General features: G+C 55.5%; 15 protein-coding genes. 1 reads left to right on the forward strand and 14 read right to left on the reverse strand.

From position 1 onward, the window contains the following. Window positions 1–21: 21 nt before the first annotated feature. Entirely contained in the window at window positions 22–774 is a 753-nt protein-coding gene (locus HBA55_RS10640) for a class I SAM-dependent methyltransferase (protein WP_166990275.1), read from the forward strand. An 11-nt stretch (window positions 775–785) separates the two neighbouring features. Here HBA55_RS10640 and HBA55_RS10645 read toward each other — a convergent pair whose 3' ends face one another. From HBA55_RS10645 to mraY, 14 genes are all read right to left on the reverse strand, one after another. Continuing rightward, window positions 786–1,715 carry a Nudix family hydrolase gene (locus HBA55_RS10645; protein ID WP_166990277.1) on the reverse strand — a complete coding sequence of 310 codons (930 nt, stop codon included), beginning with the start codon at window positions 1,713–1,715 and terminating at the stop codon, window positions 786–788. Beyond that, on the reverse strand, window positions 1,712–2,938 hold the full coding sequence (gene argJ / locus HBA55_RS10650) for a bifunctional glutamate N-acetyltransferase/amino-acid acetyltransferase ArgJ (RefSeq protein WP_166990279.1): 1,227 nt from the start codon (window positions 2,936–2,938) through the stop codon (window positions 1,712–1,714). Before argJ ends, HBA55_RS10645 begins: the two co-directional genes overlap by 4 nt. A 51-nt stretch (window positions 2,939–2,989) precedes the next feature. Further along, window positions 2,990–5,716, reverse strand: a complete 2,727-nt coding sequence (secA, locus tag HBA55_RS10655; RefSeq protein ID WP_166990281.1) for a preprotein translocase subunit SecA — start codon at window positions 5,714–5,716, stop codon at window positions 2,990–2,992. A 168-nt stretch (window positions 5,717–5,884) separates the two neighbouring features. Continuing rightward, window positions 5,885–6,817: a peptidoglycan DD-metalloendopeptidase family protein gene (locus HBA55_RS10660; protein WP_166990284.1), complete on the reverse strand. Its 933-nt coding sequence runs from the start codon at window positions 6,815–6,817 to the stop codon at window positions 5,885–5,887. Between the two features lie 161 nt (window positions 6,818–6,978). Then, window positions 6,979–7,890, reverse strand: coding sequence for a UDP-3-O-acyl-N-acetylglucosamine deacetylase (gene lpxC / locus HBA55_RS10665; protein ID WP_166990286.1), 912 nt, complete (start codon window positions 7,888–7,890; stop codon window positions 6,979–6,981). 229 nt (window positions 7,891–8,119) lie between these two features. Further along, the gene (ftsZ, locus tag HBA55_RS10670; protein WP_166990288.1) at window positions 8,120–9,286 is read right to left on the reverse strand and encodes a cell division protein FtsZ; all 1,167 of its coding nucleotides are present in this window, start codon (window positions 9,284–9,286) and stop codon (window positions 8,120–8,122) included. A gap of 84 nt (window positions 9,287–9,370) precedes the next feature. After that, window positions 9,371–10,609 (reverse strand): cell division protein FtsA, encoded by a 1,239-nt coding sequence (gene ftsA, locus HBA55_RS10675; RefSeq protein ID WP_166990290.1) that lies wholly within the window; start codon window positions 10,607–10,609, stop codon window positions 9,371–9,373. Between the two features lie 76 nt (window positions 10,610–10,685). Beyond that, entirely contained in the window at window positions 10,686–11,513 is an 828-nt protein-coding gene (locus HBA55_RS10680; protein ID WP_166990292.1) for a cell division protein FtsQ/DivIB, read from the reverse strand. Then, window positions 11,503–12,423: a D-alanine--D-alanine ligase gene (locus HBA55_RS10685; RefSeq protein WP_166990294.1), complete on the reverse strand. Its 921-nt coding sequence runs from the start codon at window positions 12,421–12,423 to the stop codon at window positions 11,503–11,505. Before HBA55_RS10685 ends, HBA55_RS10680 begins: the two co-directional genes overlap by 11 nt. Window positions 12,424–12,453: 30 nt before the next feature. Then, window positions 12,454–13,875, reverse strand: a complete 1,422-nt coding sequence (murC, locus tag HBA55_RS10690) for a UDP-N-acetylmuramate--L-alanine ligase (RefSeq protein ID WP_240946033.1) — start codon at window positions 13,873–13,875, stop codon at window positions 12,454–12,456. A gap of 40 nt (window positions 13,876–13,915) precedes the next feature. Continuing rightward, complete coding sequence (gene murG / locus HBA55_RS10695; protein WP_166990296.1) at window positions 13,916–14,995, reverse strand: undecaprenyldiphospho-muramoylpentapeptide beta-N-acetylglucosaminyltransferase; 1,080 nt, start codon at window positions 14,993–14,995, stop codon at window positions 13,916–13,918. After that, the gene (gene ftsW / locus HBA55_RS10700; RefSeq protein ID WP_240945994.1) at window positions 14,992–16,329 is read right to left on the reverse strand and encodes a putative lipid II flippase FtsW; all 1,338 of its coding nucleotides are present in this window, start codon (window positions 16,327–16,329) and stop codon (window positions 14,992–14,994) included. The genes murG and ftsW overlap by 4 nt, the downstream gene beginning before the upstream one ends. Further along, a complete protein-coding gene (gene murD / locus HBA55_RS10705) occupies window positions 16,326–17,678 on the reverse strand; it encodes a UDP-N-acetylmuramoyl-L-alanine--D-glutamate ligase (RefSeq protein WP_166990297.1) in 1,353 nt (450 codons plus the stop codon). The genes ftsW and murD overlap by 4 nt, the downstream gene beginning before the upstream one ends. A 64-nt stretch (window positions 17,679–17,742) precedes the next feature. Then, window positions 17,743–18,825 carry a phospho-N-acetylmuramoyl-pentapeptide-transferase gene (gene mraY / locus HBA55_RS10710; RefSeq protein ID WP_166990299.1) on the reverse strand — a complete coding sequence of 361 codons (1,083 nt, stop codon included), beginning with the start codon at window positions 18,823–18,825 and terminating at the stop codon, window positions 17,743–17,745. Between the last annotated feature and the right edge of the window lies 1 nt (window position 18,826).

Raw genomic sequence — 18,826 nt, forward strand, 5'->3', positions numbered from 1 at the left:
TAGCAAAGAGGAGACATCGACTTGGACAGAGGTTATCAATACGAATTTTCCGACAAGGGAACGGAGATGTTCAATGCCTCAGGCAGGCAGAAAAAGGCGATGACCATGGTCAACGTTTTGTCTGAGTTTATTGATGAACCTCTTGATACGCTGACAGTACTGAATGTTGGAGGTTCCGCAGGTATTATCGATGAATATCTGTCCCGATATTTTGGCCAGGTAACCGGTATAGATATTGATGAAAAAGCAATATCTTATGCAAATCAACATTTCCGAAAAGGCAATTTACGCTTCGAATTAGGCGATGCGATGGGCATGAAGTATCAGCCCAATACATTTGATGTTGTCGTTTGCTCACAGGTTTATGAGCATGTGCCGGATGCCGAAATTTTGATGTCTGAAATTTTCCGGGTTTTACGGCCAAAAGGAACCGTTTATTTTGCCGCAGGCAATCGAATAATGGTAAATGAGCCTCATTACAACCTGCCGTTTCTCTCTGTAATCCCGCGCCCCCTCGCACATAAATATGTAAGAATGGCTGGTAAAGGTGAATTTTATCATGAGAAACACTTCACCTATTGGGGTCTAAAAAGGCTCGTAAATCGGTTTGAAGTGACTGACTATACGCCACTGATTCTAGCTGACCCCGAAAAATATGGTGCAGATTATATGGTAAAGCCGGGATCAAGAAAGCAGAAACTTGCCGTGTTTGTTTCAACACACATGATTTGGTTAGTACCTGGATATATATGGGTACTAAAAAAACCTGAATAATAACGAAGGAACTACCACCAAGCCCTAATCCCAGCAATCCCCTGCGCACCCGCTGCACGAGCCTGTTCAAGCTCAGCATCAGTCATACCGCCAAGAGCATAAACAGGCAGCTTTGACACAGCAACCAACTCGGCAAAACGCTCCCACCCCAGCGGCTCAGCATCAGGATGTGAAGCAGTCGCAGCCACGGGAGACAGGGTCACAAAGTCCACCCCCAAGGCCTCGGCGTGGTCCAATTCGGCTTTATTGTGGCAGGAGGCACTGACCAGTTGTCCGGGAGATTTGGTCAGCTCCTTTGTGCCCATCAACTGAGCGCTGGTCAGGTGAATGCCATCCGCAGTACCGGCATCACCCTTGGTGGAGTTCAATATCAATCGGGCGTTATGTCTCTCGCAGAGCTCCTTGGCGCGAATTCCCAAGCTCTGCCATTGCGGATCGCCCCAGGTCGTCTGACGCAATTGCACCAGACGAATCCCCTGATCCAAAGCCACCGCCAAACGCTTTAGTACTGTGTCCGGCTCCGACTCGTCACCAGTGATTAGCAGTCTCTGAGGCAGACGCGCCGCCGTAACAATGGGCACATTGGCGGCTGGAAATTGAAAATCCTGTAACCCATCCGGGCGCACCCAGGTAATGGGCTGCCCCTCTTTGCCATGAGCCTGGCCATCAAAAGCAGTGACATCCCACACATCCAGCAATACGGATTTGTCGGGATAATCGTGACGAATCTGGATAAGCGGAGCCATTTTGGTCGGGCGAATGCCCAACTCTTCCTGCAACTCACGGCCCAGTGCCTCCTGCACCGATTCACCGGATTCCAGCTTGCCACCGGGAAATTCCCACAGGCCGCCCTGATGGGTGTGGTCAGGACGACGGGCAATCAGGATTTGGCCAAGACCGTCTCTGATGACGCCGGCAGCCACATGGATAACTTTGCTCACGTGCGGTATTCGGCGTTGATGGTCACATAATCGTGGGACAGATCGGTGGTCCAGACACGGTCGCTCGCATCCCCCCGATCCAGATGAATGCGGATGGTGATATTTTCCTGGTTCATCACCGCCTGGCCCGCCTCTTCGGTGTAGCTGGGGGCACGACCACCGTTTTCGACAATCAGTACGTCACCCAACCACACTTTGATGCGATCCGAGTCCAACCCGTCCACACCGGCATAACCGATGGCCGCCACAATACGGCCCCAGTTTGGGTCCGAGGCAAACAAGGCGGTTTTTACCAGCGGAGATTGCGCAACACTGTAGGCTACCTTGACGGCTTCTTCCGACGAAGTCGCGGCCTCCACCTCGATAGTGACAAATTTGGTCGCGCCTTCGCCATCGGTCACAATCGCCTGAGCCAGCTGAATATGAATATCGGTAACCGCTGCCGTCAGCTTGGCATAGAGTTCTGAATCGGCATCGGTGATCTCCGGCAGCTTGCTCTGCCCGGTGGCAACCAACATACAGGAATCATTGGTAGACGTGTCACCGTCAACGGTAATGCGGTTAAACGAAGCATCTGCCGCGTGCTTGACCAATTGATTCAGCAGATCCTGCGAAACCGCCGCATCGGTGGCGATATAGCCCAACATGGTTGCCATATTGGGTTTGATCATGCCGGAACCCTTGGAGATACCACTGACGGTGACCGTTTCACCATCGTGATCAAACTGGACGGTAGCACCTTTGGGCCGAGTGTCGGTGGTCATAATGCCCTGGGCAGCGGCTTCCCATCCATCGGCGGTCAGGTTTTGCAGTGCCTCCGGCAGTGCTGCCAACAGACGATCCATCGGTAGCCTTTCGCCAATCACACCGGTGGAAAAAGGCAGTACTTGCTCCGCGCTGACATCGCCACCCGCAAGTTTGGCCAGCTCCTCACAGGAGCTGAGAGCATCACTGAGACCTTCATCCCCGGTACAGGCGTTGGCGTTGCCGCTATTGATCAACAGATAACGGGTTTCAGCACTGGGCAGGTTACGCTTACACAGGGTTACCGGGGCGGCGCAGAAGGCGTTTTGGGTAAACACGCCAGAGGTTCGGCTGCCCGGCGCCAGCTCCAACACCACCAAGTCCCGTCGCCCCGGGGTTTTGATGCCCGCGCTGGCAGTACCCAACTTAACGCCGGGAACAGGATGCATTGTGGGAAAAGGAAACTCGCCAACCGCCATGGTCTACCTCGTTGTTTTCTGTGTCAGCCCGGTATCTATACCGGCGCAGTTTTATGCCAGCTTACCGTGGCACTGTTTGTATTTTTTACCGGAACCACAGGGACAGGGGTCGTTACGACCCACCTTGGGCTGCTCGCGAATAAAGGGCTTGTGCTCTTCGTCGTGTTCTTCCATGCCTTCTTCAGACATGGCAGAGGCCTGAGCGTGCTCCAGCTGCATGCGCTGCTGCTCCATCTGCAGACGACGCTGCTCTTCCAGCAGAGCCATTTCTTCTTCGGTAATGGGCTCTACTCGAGCCAGCATTCTGACCACTTCGCTCTTGAGCGAGTCAAGCATCTGCTGGAACAGCTCAAAGGATTCCCGCTTGTATTCCTGCTTGGGGTTTTTCTGGGCAAAGGCGCGCAGACCAATACCCTGACGCAGGTGGTCCATGTTGGCCAGATGCTCCTTCCAAAGCATATCCAGCACCTGCAGCATGATCTGCTTTTCCACCTCGCGCATAACAGGGCCGAAACGTTCGCACTTTTCGTCATAGGCGCCCTGGATTTGCTCCAGAATCTTATCGCGCAGACTTTCTTCGTGCAGTTTTTTGTCTTCCTCCAGCCACTGACCGATGGGCAGCTGTTGACCGAATTCCGCTTCCAGATGCTGTTCCAGACCGGGAACATCCCACTGCTCTTCCATGGATTGTGGTGGAATAAAGCCGGACACGGTATCGAAGATCACGTCCTGGCGGATAGCGGTTACGGAGTCGGCGATATCGTCTGACTCCAGCAGTTCGTTACGCTGCTGGTAAACCACCTGGCGCTGGTCGTTGGCGACATCGTCGAATTCCAGCAGCTGTTTGCGAATATCGAAGTTGCGGCCTTCGACTTTGCGCTGGGCTTTTTCGATGGCGTTGGTCACCATGCGATGCTCAATGGCTTCGCCTTTTTCCATGCCCAGGGCCTGCATAAAACCACGCACCCGGTCAGAGGCGAAGATGCGCATCAGGCTGTCCTCCATGGACAGGTAGAAACGGGACATACCCGGGTCACCCTGCCGACCCGCGCGGCCGCGCAGCTGGTTATCGATACGACGGGATTCGTGGCGCTCGGTACCGATAATGTGCAGACCGCCGGCATCAAGCACCTGCTGATGGCGCTGTTTCCACTCCTCGCGGGCGGCTTCGATCTGGGCTTCACTGGGGTTGTCCATACCCGCAACTTCGGCTTCGAAGTTACCACCCAAGACGATATCGGTACCACGGCCCGCCATATTGGTGGCGATGGTGACGGTGCCGGGACGACCGGCTTCGGCAATAATCTGGGCTTCTTTTTCGTGGAATTTGGCGTTCAACACCTGGTGCTTGATACCGGCTTTTTTCAAACGCTGAGACATTTCCTCGGACGATTCGATCGAGGCGGTACCCACCAATACCGGTGCTTTCTGAGTCTGCAACTCCTTCACCGCATCGGTGATAGCGTCGAACTTCTCCTCAATCGACAGGTAGACCAGGTCGTTCAGATCTTCACGGGCAATCGGTTTATTGGTCGGGATCACCACTACGTCGAGGGCGTAGATCTGGCGGAATTCGAACGCTTCGGTATCCGCCGTACCGGTCATACCGGACAGTTTCGGGAACAGACGGAAATAATTCTGGAAAGTCGTGGAAGCGAGGGTCTGGCTTTCATTCTGAATGGCAGCACCTTCTTTGGCCTCAAGCGCCTGGTGCAGACCTTCGGACAGACGACGACCGGGCATGGTGCGACCGGTGTGCTCGTCGATCAGTACCACCTGGTTGTCCTGCACAATATAGTCAACATCACGTTGGAACAACGTGTGAGCCTTGAGCGCGGCGTGCACATGATGCAACAGGCCGAGGTTGCCGGCGGCATAGAGACTGTCGTTTTCCTGCAGCAACCCCTGGCTGACCAGCAGATCTTCCACGCGCTGGTGGCCCTGCTCCGTCAGCTCGACGGTGCGGCTCTTTTCATCGACCACATAGTCGCCGGGCTCTACCTCAACTTCGGCTCCAGGCTCAACGGCATCCTGAGGCTGTAGCTTGGGCAACAACAGGTTCATCTGCATATACAGCTTGGAACTGTCTTCGGCCGCACCGGAGATGATCAGCGGCGTACGGGCCTCGTCGATCAGGATCGAGTCGACCTCGTCCACGATGGCAAAGTTCAGGGGCCGCTGCATCTTATCTTCTTTGCGCAGGGCCATATTGTCGCGCAGGTAGTCAAAACCGAACTCGTTGTTGGTACCGTAGGTGATGTCGGCACGGTAGGCGTCGTACTTGCTCTGGGGGTCCTGCATGGACTGGATCACGCCAACGGACATACCCAGGGCTTCATAGAGCGGGCGCATCCATTCGGCATCCCGGTGAGCCAGGTAGTCGTTCACCGTCACAATATGGACGCCGTTGCCGGACAGCGCATTGAGGTACGCGGCCAGTGTCGACATCAGGGTTTTACCCTCACCGGTGCGCATCTCAGCAATACGGCCTTCGTGCAGGGTAATACCACCGATCAGCTGCACGTCAAAGTGGCGCATACCCAGGGCGCGACGGCTTGCCTCACGACAGGTGGCAAAGGCTTCGGGCAGCAGATCGTCCAGGGATTCGCCGTTCTGGACTCTTTCTTTATAGGCGGTACTTTTCAGCCGCAGCTGCTCATCCGAGAGCCCCTGCAGCTCTTCTTCCAGGGCATTAACGCGCTTGACCAGCTTGCCCATGCGCTTGAGTTCCCGGCTGTTCTTGGTGCCGAAAACGGATTTGACCAATTTACCTAACATGTCAGAGTCCAAAAATTGTCAGTTTTGAGGCTGTAGACGGCTCTTTCAGCACTTTCTGTCAGCCCTGGCACAGCTGCTGAGTCTCTTATGTCAGCAGCGGCCGGATAAAGGGCACAAGTAAACCGAAAGGCGCCTGCGGAAGCAAGCAAAAAGATGGCGCCAGGGGGCTCAGCGCAGGGTGCGGTGAATATATCGGGAGGGGTCCACGGCGCGGCCGTGTTTGAAGACTTCGAAATGGACGTGAGGGCCGGTGGATCGACCGGAGCTGCCCATCAGGGCGACCACCTGGCCTTTTTTGATCACATCACCAACCTTGACCTTGTTTTCGCTGTTGTGGGCGTAGCGGGTGGTAAAGCCATTACCGTGGTTGACCTCAACCATCTCGCCATAGCCACTGCGCTCGCCGGACCAGGTCACCACACCGGCCGCCACTGCGATCACATCGGAGCCCATTTTGCCGGCGAAATCCACGCCGTTATGCCAGGCGATATGGCCTTTAAAGGGGTCGGTACGGCGACCGTAGCGGGAAGACATCCAACCCTTTTTGACAGGACGACCGGCAATAAACACGTCGCGCTGAATTTTGCGCTTGGCCAGTAGCGCTTCCAGGGTTTCCAGCTGCTGCTGGCGATCAGAGATCTGCTCCGTCAGCTGGTCGATGGTCTGCAGAAAATCGGGGGGTTCATAGGCCTCACCCAGGACCACGCCTTCGGGGCCGCCCACGGCAGGCGTCTGACTGAAGTCGAACTCGCCGCGGTCCAGTTTGGCAATGGTGGTCAGGCGTTCACCCAGGGCATCGAGCCGTAACAGCCGGGCCTGCAGCTCCGCCATACGCAGGGTCAAAGCCGCCAGCTTTTCCTCGGCGTCGCGGCGGGCCTGTTCCATATCGCGATGCTGCTGATCCAGGGCATCTTCCCAGCTGCGAGCGGTATCGCGGGTAATGACGTCCGAGGCCTCTTTGGCACTCATCTCGTGACCCAGCAAGGCACCAAGGCCTACGGGAATCCCCAGCAAACAGACAGACAACATTGCACGAGTCCAGCCCCCGAGGGTAAAACTGCGTGTACGGCCATGGTGTTTGCTGACGACGATGATTTTCACAGTGAATGCTTAATTTGTGGTTGGCTTATTTAGTTATTGACTTATAGATACAAGCTTTCGGGCCAATATGGCATAAAAAACAACCAATTACCAATCTTTGTTAAGACCTGACTTAAAGCTGGCGCGATATTCTCTTTTGGCCCGATTTTTCGGGCCGGATGCTATACCGCCAGAATCGGCTTGATATAGGAAATCGGAGCGACGGCTTCGTCTTCGAAGGTAACCACTTCCCAGCAATCTTCTTGAGTAATCAGCTGGCGCAGGGACTTGTTGTTGAGGCCGTGACCGGATTTGTGGGCCTTGAACTCACCAATCAGGCTGTTGCCCAGCAGATAGAGGTCACCAATGGCGTCGAGAATTTTGTGTTTGACGAATTCATCTTCGTAGCGCAGGCCATCTTCATTGAGGATGCGATACTCGTCCACGACGATGGCATTGTCGACACTGCCGCCTTTGGCCAGGCCTTTAGAGCGCAGATACTCAATTTCGTGCATAAAACCGAAGGTGCGGGCGCGGCTGACTTCTTTCACAAACGAGGTGCTGGAGAAGTCCACCTCGGCATCCAGGGTACGGCCACGGAATACCGGATGATCGAAATCGATGGAAAAGGACACTTTAAAGCCATCAAACGGCAGAAAACTGGCCACTTTGTCGCCATCTTCAACCACAACGGGCTTCTTAATACGGATAAACTTCTTGGGGGCCGTCTGCTCTTCGATACCAGCGGACTGGATCAGGAATACAAAGGGTCCCGCGCTGCCGTCCATAATCGGCACTTCTGCCGCGCTGACTTCGACAATGGCATTGTCGATACCCATTCCCGCCATCGCTGAGAGCAGATGCTCAACGGTGGAAACTCTCACATCCCCGTTCACCAGGGTTGTGGACAAAGTGGTATCACCCACATTCACCGCTTTCGCCTGGATTTCCACCACGGGATCCAGATCCACCCGCCGAAATACAATGCCGGTATCAACCGGAGCGGGCAAGAGCGTCAAGTAGATTTTGTCGCCAGTGTGCAAACCTACGCCTGTGGCCCGAATTGCATTTTTTAGTGTGCGTTGTTTGATCATTTAAGTGATTTTCACCTGGCCGGGTCAATTAATCGGCGAATACTACCAAGTTAGTGCTTCTAAACCAATAGTGGGATTATCAAAACTCCCGCTGGCTCCCCTCGTGCCGGTTGAGATTCGCAAATCCGGCATCCTTGCCTGGAGGGGTGTTTTGGATTTGCGAACCTGTCCATACCCGCTTCTTTATATGTCTCCATATAAAAAGCAGGATGGATTTACCGCGACCGGATCAGTCCGCCTGACGACGCAGGAAAGCCGGAATGTCCAGATATTCCATATCCTTGTCTTCCACCGGCTTTTGCACGGCTGAGCCAGTGGTCTTGACCGGCTGCTGACGCATGACGGTGGGCTTGTCCAACTCACTGTAATCGCGCTGGCCATTCGGACGCTGGGTATTGTCCACAACCATACGGGTAGGCGCAGGCGCTGTGGCTGCCCGAACTTCGCCCAGGCCAGTGGCAACCACAGTCACGCGCAGCTCGTCGCTCATCTCCGGATCGATTACGGTACCTACCACGACAGTGGCATCCGCAGAGGCGAATTCTTCAACGGTATCACCCACTTCAGAAAACTCACCCAGAGACAGGTCCAGACCGGCCGTGATGTTAACCAGAATACCGCGAGCACCCTGCAGGTTGATATCTTCCAGTAGCGGGCTGCGAATGGCGGCTTCGGCGGCTTCACGTGCACGGTTTTCACCGCTGGCGCTGCCGGTGCCCATCATGGCCATGCCCATTTCGGACATCACGGTGCGAACGTCTGCAAAGTCCACGTTGATCATACCCGGGCGGATAATCAAATCGGCAATACCCTGAACCGCGCCCAGCAGAACATCGTTGGCTTCTTTAAAGGCATCCAGCAGGCTGGTGGCTTTGCCCAATACTGCCAACAGTTTCTCGTTGGGAACGGTGATGAGTGAATCCACACGCTCTTGCAGTTCGCGGATACCGGCGTCGGCAATGGCCATGCGCTTTTTACCCTCGAACGGGAACGGCTTGGTCACCACCGCAACGGTAAGGATACCCAGCTCTTTGGCCACCTCGGCAACCACTGGGGCGCCACCGGTACCGGTACCGCCACCCATGCCAGCGGTGATAAAGACCATGTCGGCGCCATTCAGAACTTCAGCGATACGCTCGCGATCCTCGATGGCAGCCTGGCGGCCCACCTCTGGATTGGCGCCGGCACCGAGGCCTTTGGTGATATTGTTGCCCAACTGCAATACCGTGCGGGCATCAATGTCTTTCAGTGCCTGAGCGTCTGTGTTGGCACAGACAAACTCGACACCATCCACATCATTGGCAATCATGTGCTTAACGGCGTTACCGCCACCACCACCGACACCGACGACTTTGATTACTGCGTTTTGTGGAACGCTATCGACCAGTTCAAACATAGTTTTTCCCCTCTTTTTCCCTGACCAGAACTCCGACTAAAGAGTTCTTTCACTAACAAACGGTTACATCAAACGAATTAACAATTAAAAATTACCCTGAAACCAGGCTCTGACTTTTTCCCACCAGGAGTTTTCCTCAGCGACGACTGGCGGCTGCGGCGTGCGCGTTTCGCCCTGTTGCTGTTTGGCATAGAGCAACAGTCCGACTCCAGTGGAGTAAATCGGATTGTTGACAATATCCGTCAGACCACTGACGTGTTGTGGATTACCCAGACGCACCGGCATATGGAAGATTTCTTCAGCCAGCTCCACAACACCCTCCATTTTTGCGGTACCACCGGTAAGAACGATGCCCGCCGCCACCAGGTCTTCAAAACCGCTGCGACGCAGCTCAGCCTGCACCAGCGTAAACAGTTCGTCATATCTCGGCTCAACAACTTCGGCCAGAGCCTGGCGGGACAAATCCCTGGGCTCACGATCACCGACGCTGGGTACCTTGATGGTTTCCTCCGGGCCGGTAAGCTTCGCCAGCGCGCAGGCATACTTGATTTTGATGTCTTCTGCGTGTGGCGTCGGTGTGCGCAACGCCATGGCGATATCGTTGGTTACCTGATCGCCGGCAATCGGAATCACTCCGGTGTGGCGAATGGAGCCTTCGGTAAAGACGGCAATATCTGTGGTGCCTCCGCCGATATCCACCAGGCATACACCCAGCTCTTTTTCATCTTCAGTAAGGACAGAATGACTGGAAGCAAGCTGCTCCAGAATTACATCTTCCACTTCAAGCCCGCACCGGCGAATACATTTTTCAATATTCTGGGCCGCATTGACGGCACAGGTCACCAAGTGCACCTTTGCCTCCAGACGCACGCCGGACATGCCCAGTGGCTCCTTGACGCCCTCTTGCTCGTCAATGAGATATTCCTGCGGCAGAATGTGCAGGATTTTCTGGTCCGCCGGAATTGCCACTGCCTGGGCCGCGTCAATCACGCGGTCCAGATCCTGGCTGAAAACCTCGCGATCCTTAATGGCGACAATACCGTGCGAGTTAAGGCTGCGAATGTGGCTGCCCGCAATGCCGGCGTAGACCGAGTGGATCTGGCACCCCGCCATCAACTCGGCCTCTTCCACGGCTCGCTGAATCGACTGCACCGTAGACTCGATATTGACAACCACGCCCTTTTTCAGACCGGTCGAGCGGTGCGAACCGATACCAACGATTTCAAGCTCCCCATCGCTGGAAATCTCGCCGACGATGGCAACCACCTTAGACGTGCCAATGTCTAGGCCTACGATCATGCGATTTTCATTTGCCTGCGCCATTACACACCCTCGCTGTTGGGCTTGCCGGATTGTATTTGCATCATTGTGTTTCTGTTCATAATGGTCATGTTTTTATCTATTGCGCCTGGCGCCAATGAACGGCAACGCCGTTAAAATACCTCAAATCTATTCTGTCCAGCTCCGCCCAACGCTGTTTCAATTGTCTTTCATAGACCTTCAAAAACCGTTTTGCCCGAGCCGCCACCTGTTCTCTGCCAATATTTATTTCAGTGCCGTCTTCCAGCGTCGCACTCCAGCTGCGGGTTGCATCCATTTGCAACTGCGCCAGCACCAGCCCCCGCTCCGATAACATTTTGCTGAGCGTCTGATACTGCTCCATAACTTCAGCTTCCATACCGCTCAAACCGGACAGCCGGGGCAGACCTTGCAACAGTTGTTGCACGCGCTCATCCTGCGCTTGCTTCAGCTCAATCACTTCACCCCGGTGATTGAGTGCATCACTGGTTCCCCAGCGAGCAATGGGCTTGTGCTCAATCACCGTCACTTCCAACTGATCCGGCCAACGGCGCTCTACCCTCACCCGGTCAATCCAGGGTTGCCTCTCCAGCTGCGCTTTGATGTTGTCCAGTTTCAACGTCATAAACGAACTGCCCATGGCTTCGTACACTTGGTCAGCCACCTGTTGGCGACTCACCAGCAGAAACTCGCCGCGAATTTTAACGCTGGTTACCGGTTTATCCAGCTGAATCATCAGCCATTGTCCGGCAAAGTTCAGCATCACTCCCAACGCTGCCAGGATCAATCCGCCCCGCAACCACCGCAGTATCTTAAAGACACCCGGCGGCCATTCGCTCACCTTCCAGTTAAAACCCCGCGCTCGGCGCGACCTTTGTTTTTTGGCAGCCGGCTTGCGGCTTGCGCCCTTCTTTTTTTCACTGCTCACCGGTCAAAATTGCCATGACCAGGTCTTCAAACGACAAACCTTTGGCAGCCGCAGCCATCGGCACCAGGCTGTGATCTGTCATCCCCGGCACGGTGTTCACCTCAAGCGTATAAAAGTTGCCTTGTTCATCGGCCATAAAATCGACACGCCCCCAGCCGGTGCATCCCAAGGCATCAAAGGCTTCTTTTGCCAGCGCCAGCAGACGCTGTTCATCCTCTGCCGGCAGACCACAAGGACAGATATAACGGGTGTCGTCCGCAATATATTTGGCGTCGTAGTCATAGAACTGGTGATCGGTTTCCAGCTTGATGGCGGGCAGCGCTTCGCCATTGAGGATGGCCACGGTATATTCCGCGCCTTCGACCAGCGCTTCGGCAAATACATCCCGATCGTAGCTGGCCGCCAGTTCGAAAGCCTGGTCAAGCTGCGAGCGATCCAGGACTTTTGTCATACCGATACTGGAGCCTTCGTGGGCCGGCTTGATCATCAGCTTCTCGCCAAGTTTGGCCACCACATCATCCAAATCCGCGATTGACTCAATCGCCGCATAGCGAGGTGTGGAAATGCCGGCAGCGGTAAAAATCTGTTTCGACTTCCACTTGTCCATGGCCAGGGCGGATGCCTGTACACCACTGCCGGTATAGGGCAGACCGAGGAATTCCAGTAACGCCTGCATACGCCCGTCTTCACCACCTGGCCCATGCAGAGCGATAAATACGCGAGCGGGATCGAGGTCACGCAGTTGATCAATAATGTCCGGGTCAACATCCACCAGGTGCGCGTCCACGCCGCGACTGACCAATGCCTTGTGCACGGCCGCACCGCTATTGAGAGACACTTCCCTCTCGGCGGACTGACCACCGTAGAGGACTGCCACTCGACCTAGTTGTTCCGGCTCAGTTGTTGTCATACCACTCACTTCTCTCTTCAACTTGCCCAATTAACGCTGCAACTTGCGTTTGGCCAGCTCCACGGCCAGCAAACCCACATTACCGGCGCCCTGGGTCAGGACGATGTCACCGGCTTGAACAATATCGCCAATGATCTCCGGCACACCATCGATGCCTTCGACAAAAATCGGGTCCACCTGGCCGCGACCGCGAATACTGCGGCACAGGTGCCGGCTGTCGGCACCGGCAATTGGTGATTCACCGGCGCTGTAGACTTCCAGCAGTACCAATTGGTCCACTTGGGACAAGACGTCAACAAAATCTTCGTACAGGTCCCGGGTGCGGGAATAGCGGTGCGGCTGGTAAATCATCAGCAGCCTGCGATCGGGCCAGCCCTTGCGGATGGCGGCAATGGTCGCAGCCACTTCACGGGGGTGATGACCGTAATCGTCGACCAGCTTGGCTTCGCCCTGAGCGTTACCCTCGCCGACAGCATATTCCCCATAAACCTGAAAACGTCGCCCCACTCCCTGGAATTCCTTCAGGCCACGTTGAATAGCGTCATCATCAAGCCCTTCGTCGGTGGCTACGGCGATGGCAGCCAACGCATTTAACACATTGTGGTGCCCGGGCATTGCCACGGTTACCTGAAGATCCGTGTAACCCTCCGGGCGAATCGCCGTAAAGCGGGTCTCGGCGCCGTCCTGAACAACGTCGATGGCGCGGTAGTCATTGGCTGCACCCACACCATAGGTCAGAACCGGACGGGCGATATCGGGAATAATCTCCTGGACTATCGGATCGTCACCGCAGACAACTGCAAGCCCGTAGAATGGCAGATTATGCAGAAATTCTACGAACGCATTTTTGACGTTGGCAAAATCACCACCGTAGGTATCCATGTGGTCGGCGTCGATATTGGTTACCACCGCCACCATCGGCTGCAAGTGCAGGAAGGAGGCATCACTTTCGTCCGCCTCTGCGACCAGATAGCGGCTACCACCCAACTGCGCATTTGCCCCGGCGCTGTTCAGCAGGCCGCCGATCACAAACGTCGGGTCTTTATCGCCTGCACCCAATACAGAAGCAATCAGACTGGTGGTGGTGGTTTTGCCATGGGTACCGGCAACGGCAATACCGTGTCGATAGCGCATCAGCTCACCGAGCATCTCGGCACGGCGGACCACCGGAATACGGTTTTCCCTGGCGCCAACCATCTCCGGATTAAACTCATCAACCGCCGATGAATTCACCACAACGTCTGCACCCAAAACGTTGCTTTCACTGTGGCCAATAAAAATGGTGGCGCCCTTGCCTGTTAAGCGGTTGGTGACATTGGTTTCGCGCAGGTCAGAACCTGAGATCTCATACCCCTGGTTCAGCAGTACCTCGGCGATGCCACTCATGCCTGCCCCGCCAATACCAATAAAATGAATCCGCTTGATGCGACGCATCTCAGGAATATCGATCATTTTCTTGTCGAAATTTTGCATCGCTGTTTCCGTGTTTGTTTTAGCCATGGGCCACCTGCTGGCATCGGTCTGCCACATCGCTGGCGGCGTTGGGCATTGCCAGAGAGCGGGCCGCCGCTCCCATTGCCACGCAACGTTCTGGCTGAGACGTTATTTCCTGAATAAACTCAGCCAGGTTCTCCGGCGTTAACTCCTTTTGCTGACACAAACGAGCTGCACCCTTTTGCTCCAGCCAGCGGGCATTCAAAGTCTGATGATCATCGATGGCGAAGGGGAAAGGCACCAGCAGCGCTCCCCGTCCGGCCAGAGTAAGTTCAGAGACCGTCAGTGCACCTGACCGACACACAACGACATCCGCCCACTCATAAGCCGCGGCCATATCTTCGATAAAATCCACCACCTCAGCATCCACACCCGCTGCCCCGTAGTGATCTTTAGCACTTTGGAGGTGGCGCTTACCCGTCTGATGTCGAACCTGTGGTCGCTGCTCCGCAGACAACAACGCCAGCGCCTTGGGCACCAGCTCATTCAAGGCCAATGCCCCCAGGCTGCCGCCCAACACCAACAAACGTAGCGGACGCTGCTGGCGCACTTTGAGGTCGGCAATTGCTCCGATGCTGGTGCGCACCGGGTTGCCTACATGGCGAGCTTTCGGCAGACTGCCCGGGAACGCTTCCAATGCATGGGGCGTCAGTTTTGCCAGCCAGCGATTAGTGGTCCCGGCCACCGCATTCTGTTCATGCACTACCAAAGGCACTCCCATCAACCAGGCGGCAACCCCACCGGGGCCAGACGCAAATCCGCCGAGTCCGAGGACCACATCCACGGGTTCGGACTTTAAAACCTTGCGCGCCTGCCAGACGGCTTTGAGCAGCAGCCAGGGCGCCTTGAGTTTGGTCAACGCCCCCTTGCCTCTCACACCTTCAATGGTCAAACAGTGAAGATCAATATTGGCTGCCGGCACCAGCTCGGCCTCAATACCGCGAGCTGTTCCCAGCCAGCGAACCCTGGCGCCACGTTCGCGCAACTCTTCAGCGACGGACAGCGCCGGGAAAACGTGGCCTCCGGTGCCGCCCGCCATGACAACGACATTCAGTGGTGCGTTTGCAGAGGTCGTCATGCCATGACCTCCTCAGCGGGCCGCTGCTCGATAACTTGCGTTAACACAGGAACCTCGACGGGTTTGTCTTTAACGGGCGCTTTTTTATTTTCCTGCCCTTTTGCTTTCTGTTTCACATTCGCCGACTTGGATTTTTTCTGTTTGGCCGTCTCAGGCGCGGCCAATTCTTCGCGCCGGAGCTCCCAATCAATGCGCAGCACCAACGCCATCAGCGCGCAGGACACCAGCAAACTGCTGCCGCCGTAACTGATAAAGGGCATGGTCAAGCCCTTGGTGGGCAGCAGACCGGAGGCCACACCGACATTGATAAAAGCCTGGCCCGCGAACATCACGCCGGTGCCGAAGGTGGCAAAGCTGGCGAACAGCTTGCCGCGCATCATCGCCCGCCGGGAAATATCCAGCACACTCACCACCAAAGCAAGGAAAACCAAAACCACTAAAGCCACACCAACCAGCCCAAATTCTTCGGCGATAATCGCAAAGATAAAATCGGTATGAGCTTCAGGAAGATAGAAGAGTTTCTGTACGCTGTTGCCGAGACCGAGACCAAACCATTCACCCCGACCGAAAGCAATCAAGGATTGCGTCAACTGATAGCCACTGTTGAATTGGTCAGCCCAGGGATCCTGATAAGTGACCAGACGCTGCACTCGATAGGGTGACAGCAATGCCAGTCCGGCCAGGCAGGCTGCGCCACCCACCAACAACCATAAAAAGTGAAACAGGCGCAAACCCGCCACAAACAACATGGCCATCACCGTACCCGTTAAAACAACAGTGGCTCCAAAATCCGGCTCCAGCAGCAACAGCGCAATCATCCCAATCAGAATGACCAGCGGTTTGAGCACACCGGACCAATGCCTGAGAACCTCCTGGCCCCGTCTGGCCAGATAGCTGGCGTAAAACACAATGACACAGAACTTCACCATCTCAGACGCCTGCAGCGCCAGTGGCCCTATCTGCAACCAGCGCTGGCTGCCATTCACCTTGCGCCCCAGTCCTGGAATCAGCACCAGCGTCAATAGCATCAGTGCAACAATCAGGAACAGGCTGCCATAGTTTTCCCAGATACTGGCAGGTACGGCGGCGACCAACAACGCACCCGCAAAGCCAAGACTCCAAAATACCGCGTAACGTTTAGCGTAAAACCAACCGTCGTTGTAATTGACCTCTGCGAATGACATGGATGCCGAAGTGACCATAACCAGACCAATGGAAGACAGCGCCATGATCAGCGCCACCAGCGTCCAGTTGATGCAGTCACTCCAGTGAGTGCCACCTGGCTGCAAGGACAGTTGCCGGGGCATCATGGCTGAGGCTCTGGAAGTGCTCATTGCAGCACCTCCTTCACAGCAGTCACAAAGGCATTACCCCGGTCTTCAAAGCCTTTGAACATATCAAAACTCGCGCAGGCGGGAGAGAGCAAAACATCGTCGCCCGGTTGCGCCAGTTTCTCAGCCTGTGCAACGGCCTCGTTCATCGACTTGACGAAAATCACCTGAGTATGGGTTTTCAACAGGTCTCCGATTTTGTTGGCATCTTCGCCCATCAGCACCGCAGCCCGTAGCTCCCCGGCCTCACTTTGCAATGGAGAAAAATCAGCGCCTTTGCCCACACCGCCAGCGATCAACACAATACGGCCATCGTCTTTTTTCAGCCCTTGAAGCGCCGCCAGTGTGGCCCCGACGTTGGTTCCTTTGGAATCGTTGTACCAAGTCACACCATCGCACTCCGCCACCCATTGGCAACGGTGAGGCAGGCCTTCGAAGCGCTGCAGGGTCTGCAACATGGACGCCATGGGAAGGTTAACGGCGTGTCCCAGTGCCAGAGCGGCCAACGCATTGGCCACATTGTGGCGCCCGGGCAGTTTGATATTGGCGGCTGGCATCAGTGGCTTGAATTCGAAGGTGAGCTGCTCAACACCATCGACTTGTGTCAATCCGAATCCGGCGCGATCCGGGCGATTCAGCCCGAAGCTGTACTGCTCTACCCCACCTGCCAGAGGAGGAACTGTCAAAGGATCCTCGCGATTAACCACAACCTTGCGAGCCCCAAAGTAGATTCGCTGCTTGGCCAAATGGTACTGGGCCAGAGAATCGTAGCGATCCATATGGTCTTCGCTGATATTCAGGATGGTCGCCACTTCGGCATTGAGCTGTTTTACCGTCTCCAGTTGAAAACTGGACAGTTCCAGCACATACAGTTCAGGGGCTTCTTCGGCGGTTAAGAGATCGAGTACCGGCACGCCGATGTTGCCGCCAACGGCGACACGCAGACCCGCATCGGCCGCCATTTCGCCCACCAATGCGGTGACCGTGCTTTTGGCGTTGGAACCGGTGATTGCGACCACGGGTGCCTTAGCTTCGCGCAGAAACAGATCAATATCACCCAGCACATCAATACCGGCATCGATCGCCTTGGCAATCGCTGGATGAGACAGGGCGACGCCGGGGCTCACCACGATTTGCTCCGCCGACAATAAAGTGTCGGGATTGAGCGCACCCAGTTCCAGATTAACTTGCGGGAACTCTTCACGAATCGCGTCCAACGCGGGCGGCTGTTCGCGGGTGTCCAGCCACACGAACGGGCGGCCGCTGGCCACAAAGAAACGCGCAGCCGAACGCCCGGTAATCCCCGTACCGATGATCACTGCAATGTTGCTGTTAGCGATCAAGTTGCCCACTTTCTTTACTTCCCGTTGTGTCTCTATGTCTGTTTCAAAAAACAAGTGCAATTGGGTTGCGTGATTACCGCAGTTTCAAGGTCGCCAGGCCAAACAGCACCAGCATCACCGTAATAATCCAAAAGCGTACGATCACCCGCGGCTCTGGCCAGCCCTTGAGTTCAAAGTGATGATGAAGGGGCGCCATGCGAAAAATGCGACGGCCCGTTAATTTGAACGAACCCACCTGCAGGATCACTGATACGGTTTCCATCACGAACACGCCGCCCATGATGAAAAACACAATTTCGTGGCGCACGATTACGGCCATGACTCCCAGCGCAGCCCCTAATGCCAGGGCACCCACATCCCCCATAAATACCTGGGCGGGATAGGTGTTGAACCAGAGAAAACCAAGCCCGGCTCCGGCCAGCGCCGCACAGAACACTATCAACTCACCGGCACCGGCGATGTAGGGAATATGCAGATAGCTCGCGAACTGGGAGTTACCCACCACATACGCCAACAAACCCAGCGCACCGCCCACCATGACCGTGGGCATAATGGCCAGGCCATCGAGACCATCGGTGAGGTTCACCGCATTGCTGGAGCCCACGATCACAAAGTACGTCAATACAATGTAAAAAAGCCCCATATCCAGGGCGACGTTTTTAAAGAAAGGCACGATCAGTTGGGTTTCCGCCGGGCTGATCGCGCTGGTGTATAGAAATACCGCAGCCCCCAAACCGGCCACTGATTGCCAGAAGTACTTCCAGCGAGCCGGCAGACCACGGGAATTTGCCTCTACCACTTTGCGGTAGTCATCCACCCAGCCCACGGCACCGAAAATGGCCGTCACTACCAACACCACCCAGACGTAGCGGTTGCTGAGATCCGACCAGAGCAGAGCGCTGACAAAAATGGCCGCCAGAATCAGGGTCCCGCCCATTGTGGGGGTACCGGATTTACTCAGGTGCGATTCCGGCCCATCATCGCGCACAGACTGGCCGATCTGCAGGTAATTCAGTTTGCGAATCATCCAGGGCCCCAGAATCAGGGAAATCGCCAGCGCCGTCAGCACCCCCAAAATGCCACGCAAGGTCAGATACTGAAACACCGCGAACAGCGATGAGTATTGTTGTAAATATTCGGCAAGCCACAAGAGCATT

Origin of the sequence: Pseudomaricurvus alkylphenolicus, assembly GCF_011683955.1 — a bacterium.
Lineage (GTDB): Bacteria > Pseudomonadota > Gammaproteobacteria > Pseudomonadales > Cellvibrionaceae > Pseudomaricurvus > Pseudomaricurvus alkylphenolicus.

Coding starts and splice junctions, on each gene's coding strand:
- HBA55_RS10685 (WP_166990294.1), bottom strand. CDS start 12,423: ATGACAACAACTGAGCCGGAACAACTAGGTCGAGTGGCAGTCCTCTAC.
- secA (WP_166990281.1), bottom strand. CDS start 5,716: ATGTTAGGTAAATTGGTCAAATCCGTTTTCGGCACCAAGAACAGCCGG.
- ftsZ (WP_166990288.1), bottom strand. CDS start 9,286: ATGTTTGAACTGGTCGATAGCGTTCCACAAAACGCAGTAATCAAAGTC.
- ftsA (WP_166990290.1), bottom strand. CDS start 10,609: ATGGCGCAGGCAAATGAAAATCGCATGATCGTAGGCCTAGACATTGGC.
- murC (WP_240946033.1), bottom strand. CDS start 13,875: ATGATCGATATTCCTGAGATGCGTCGCATCAAGCGGATTCATTTTATT.
- ftsW (WP_240945994.1), bottom strand. CDS start 16,329: ATGAGCACTTCCAGAGCCTCAGCCATGATGCCCCGGCAACTGTCCTTG.
- murG (WP_166990296.1), bottom strand. CDS start 14,995: ATGACGACCTCTGCAAACGCACCACTGAATGTCGTTGTCATGGCGGGC.
- lpxC (WP_166990286.1), bottom strand. CDS start 7,890: ATGATCAAACAACGCACACTAAAAAATGCAATTCGGGCCACAGGCGTA.
- mraY (WP_166990299.1), bottom strand. CDS start 18,825: ATGCTCTTGTGGCTTGCCGAATATTTACAACAATACTCATCGCTGTTC.
- argJ (WP_166990279.1), bottom strand. CDS start 2,938: ATGGCGGTTGGCGAGTTTCCTTTTCCCACAATGCATCCTGTTCCCGGC.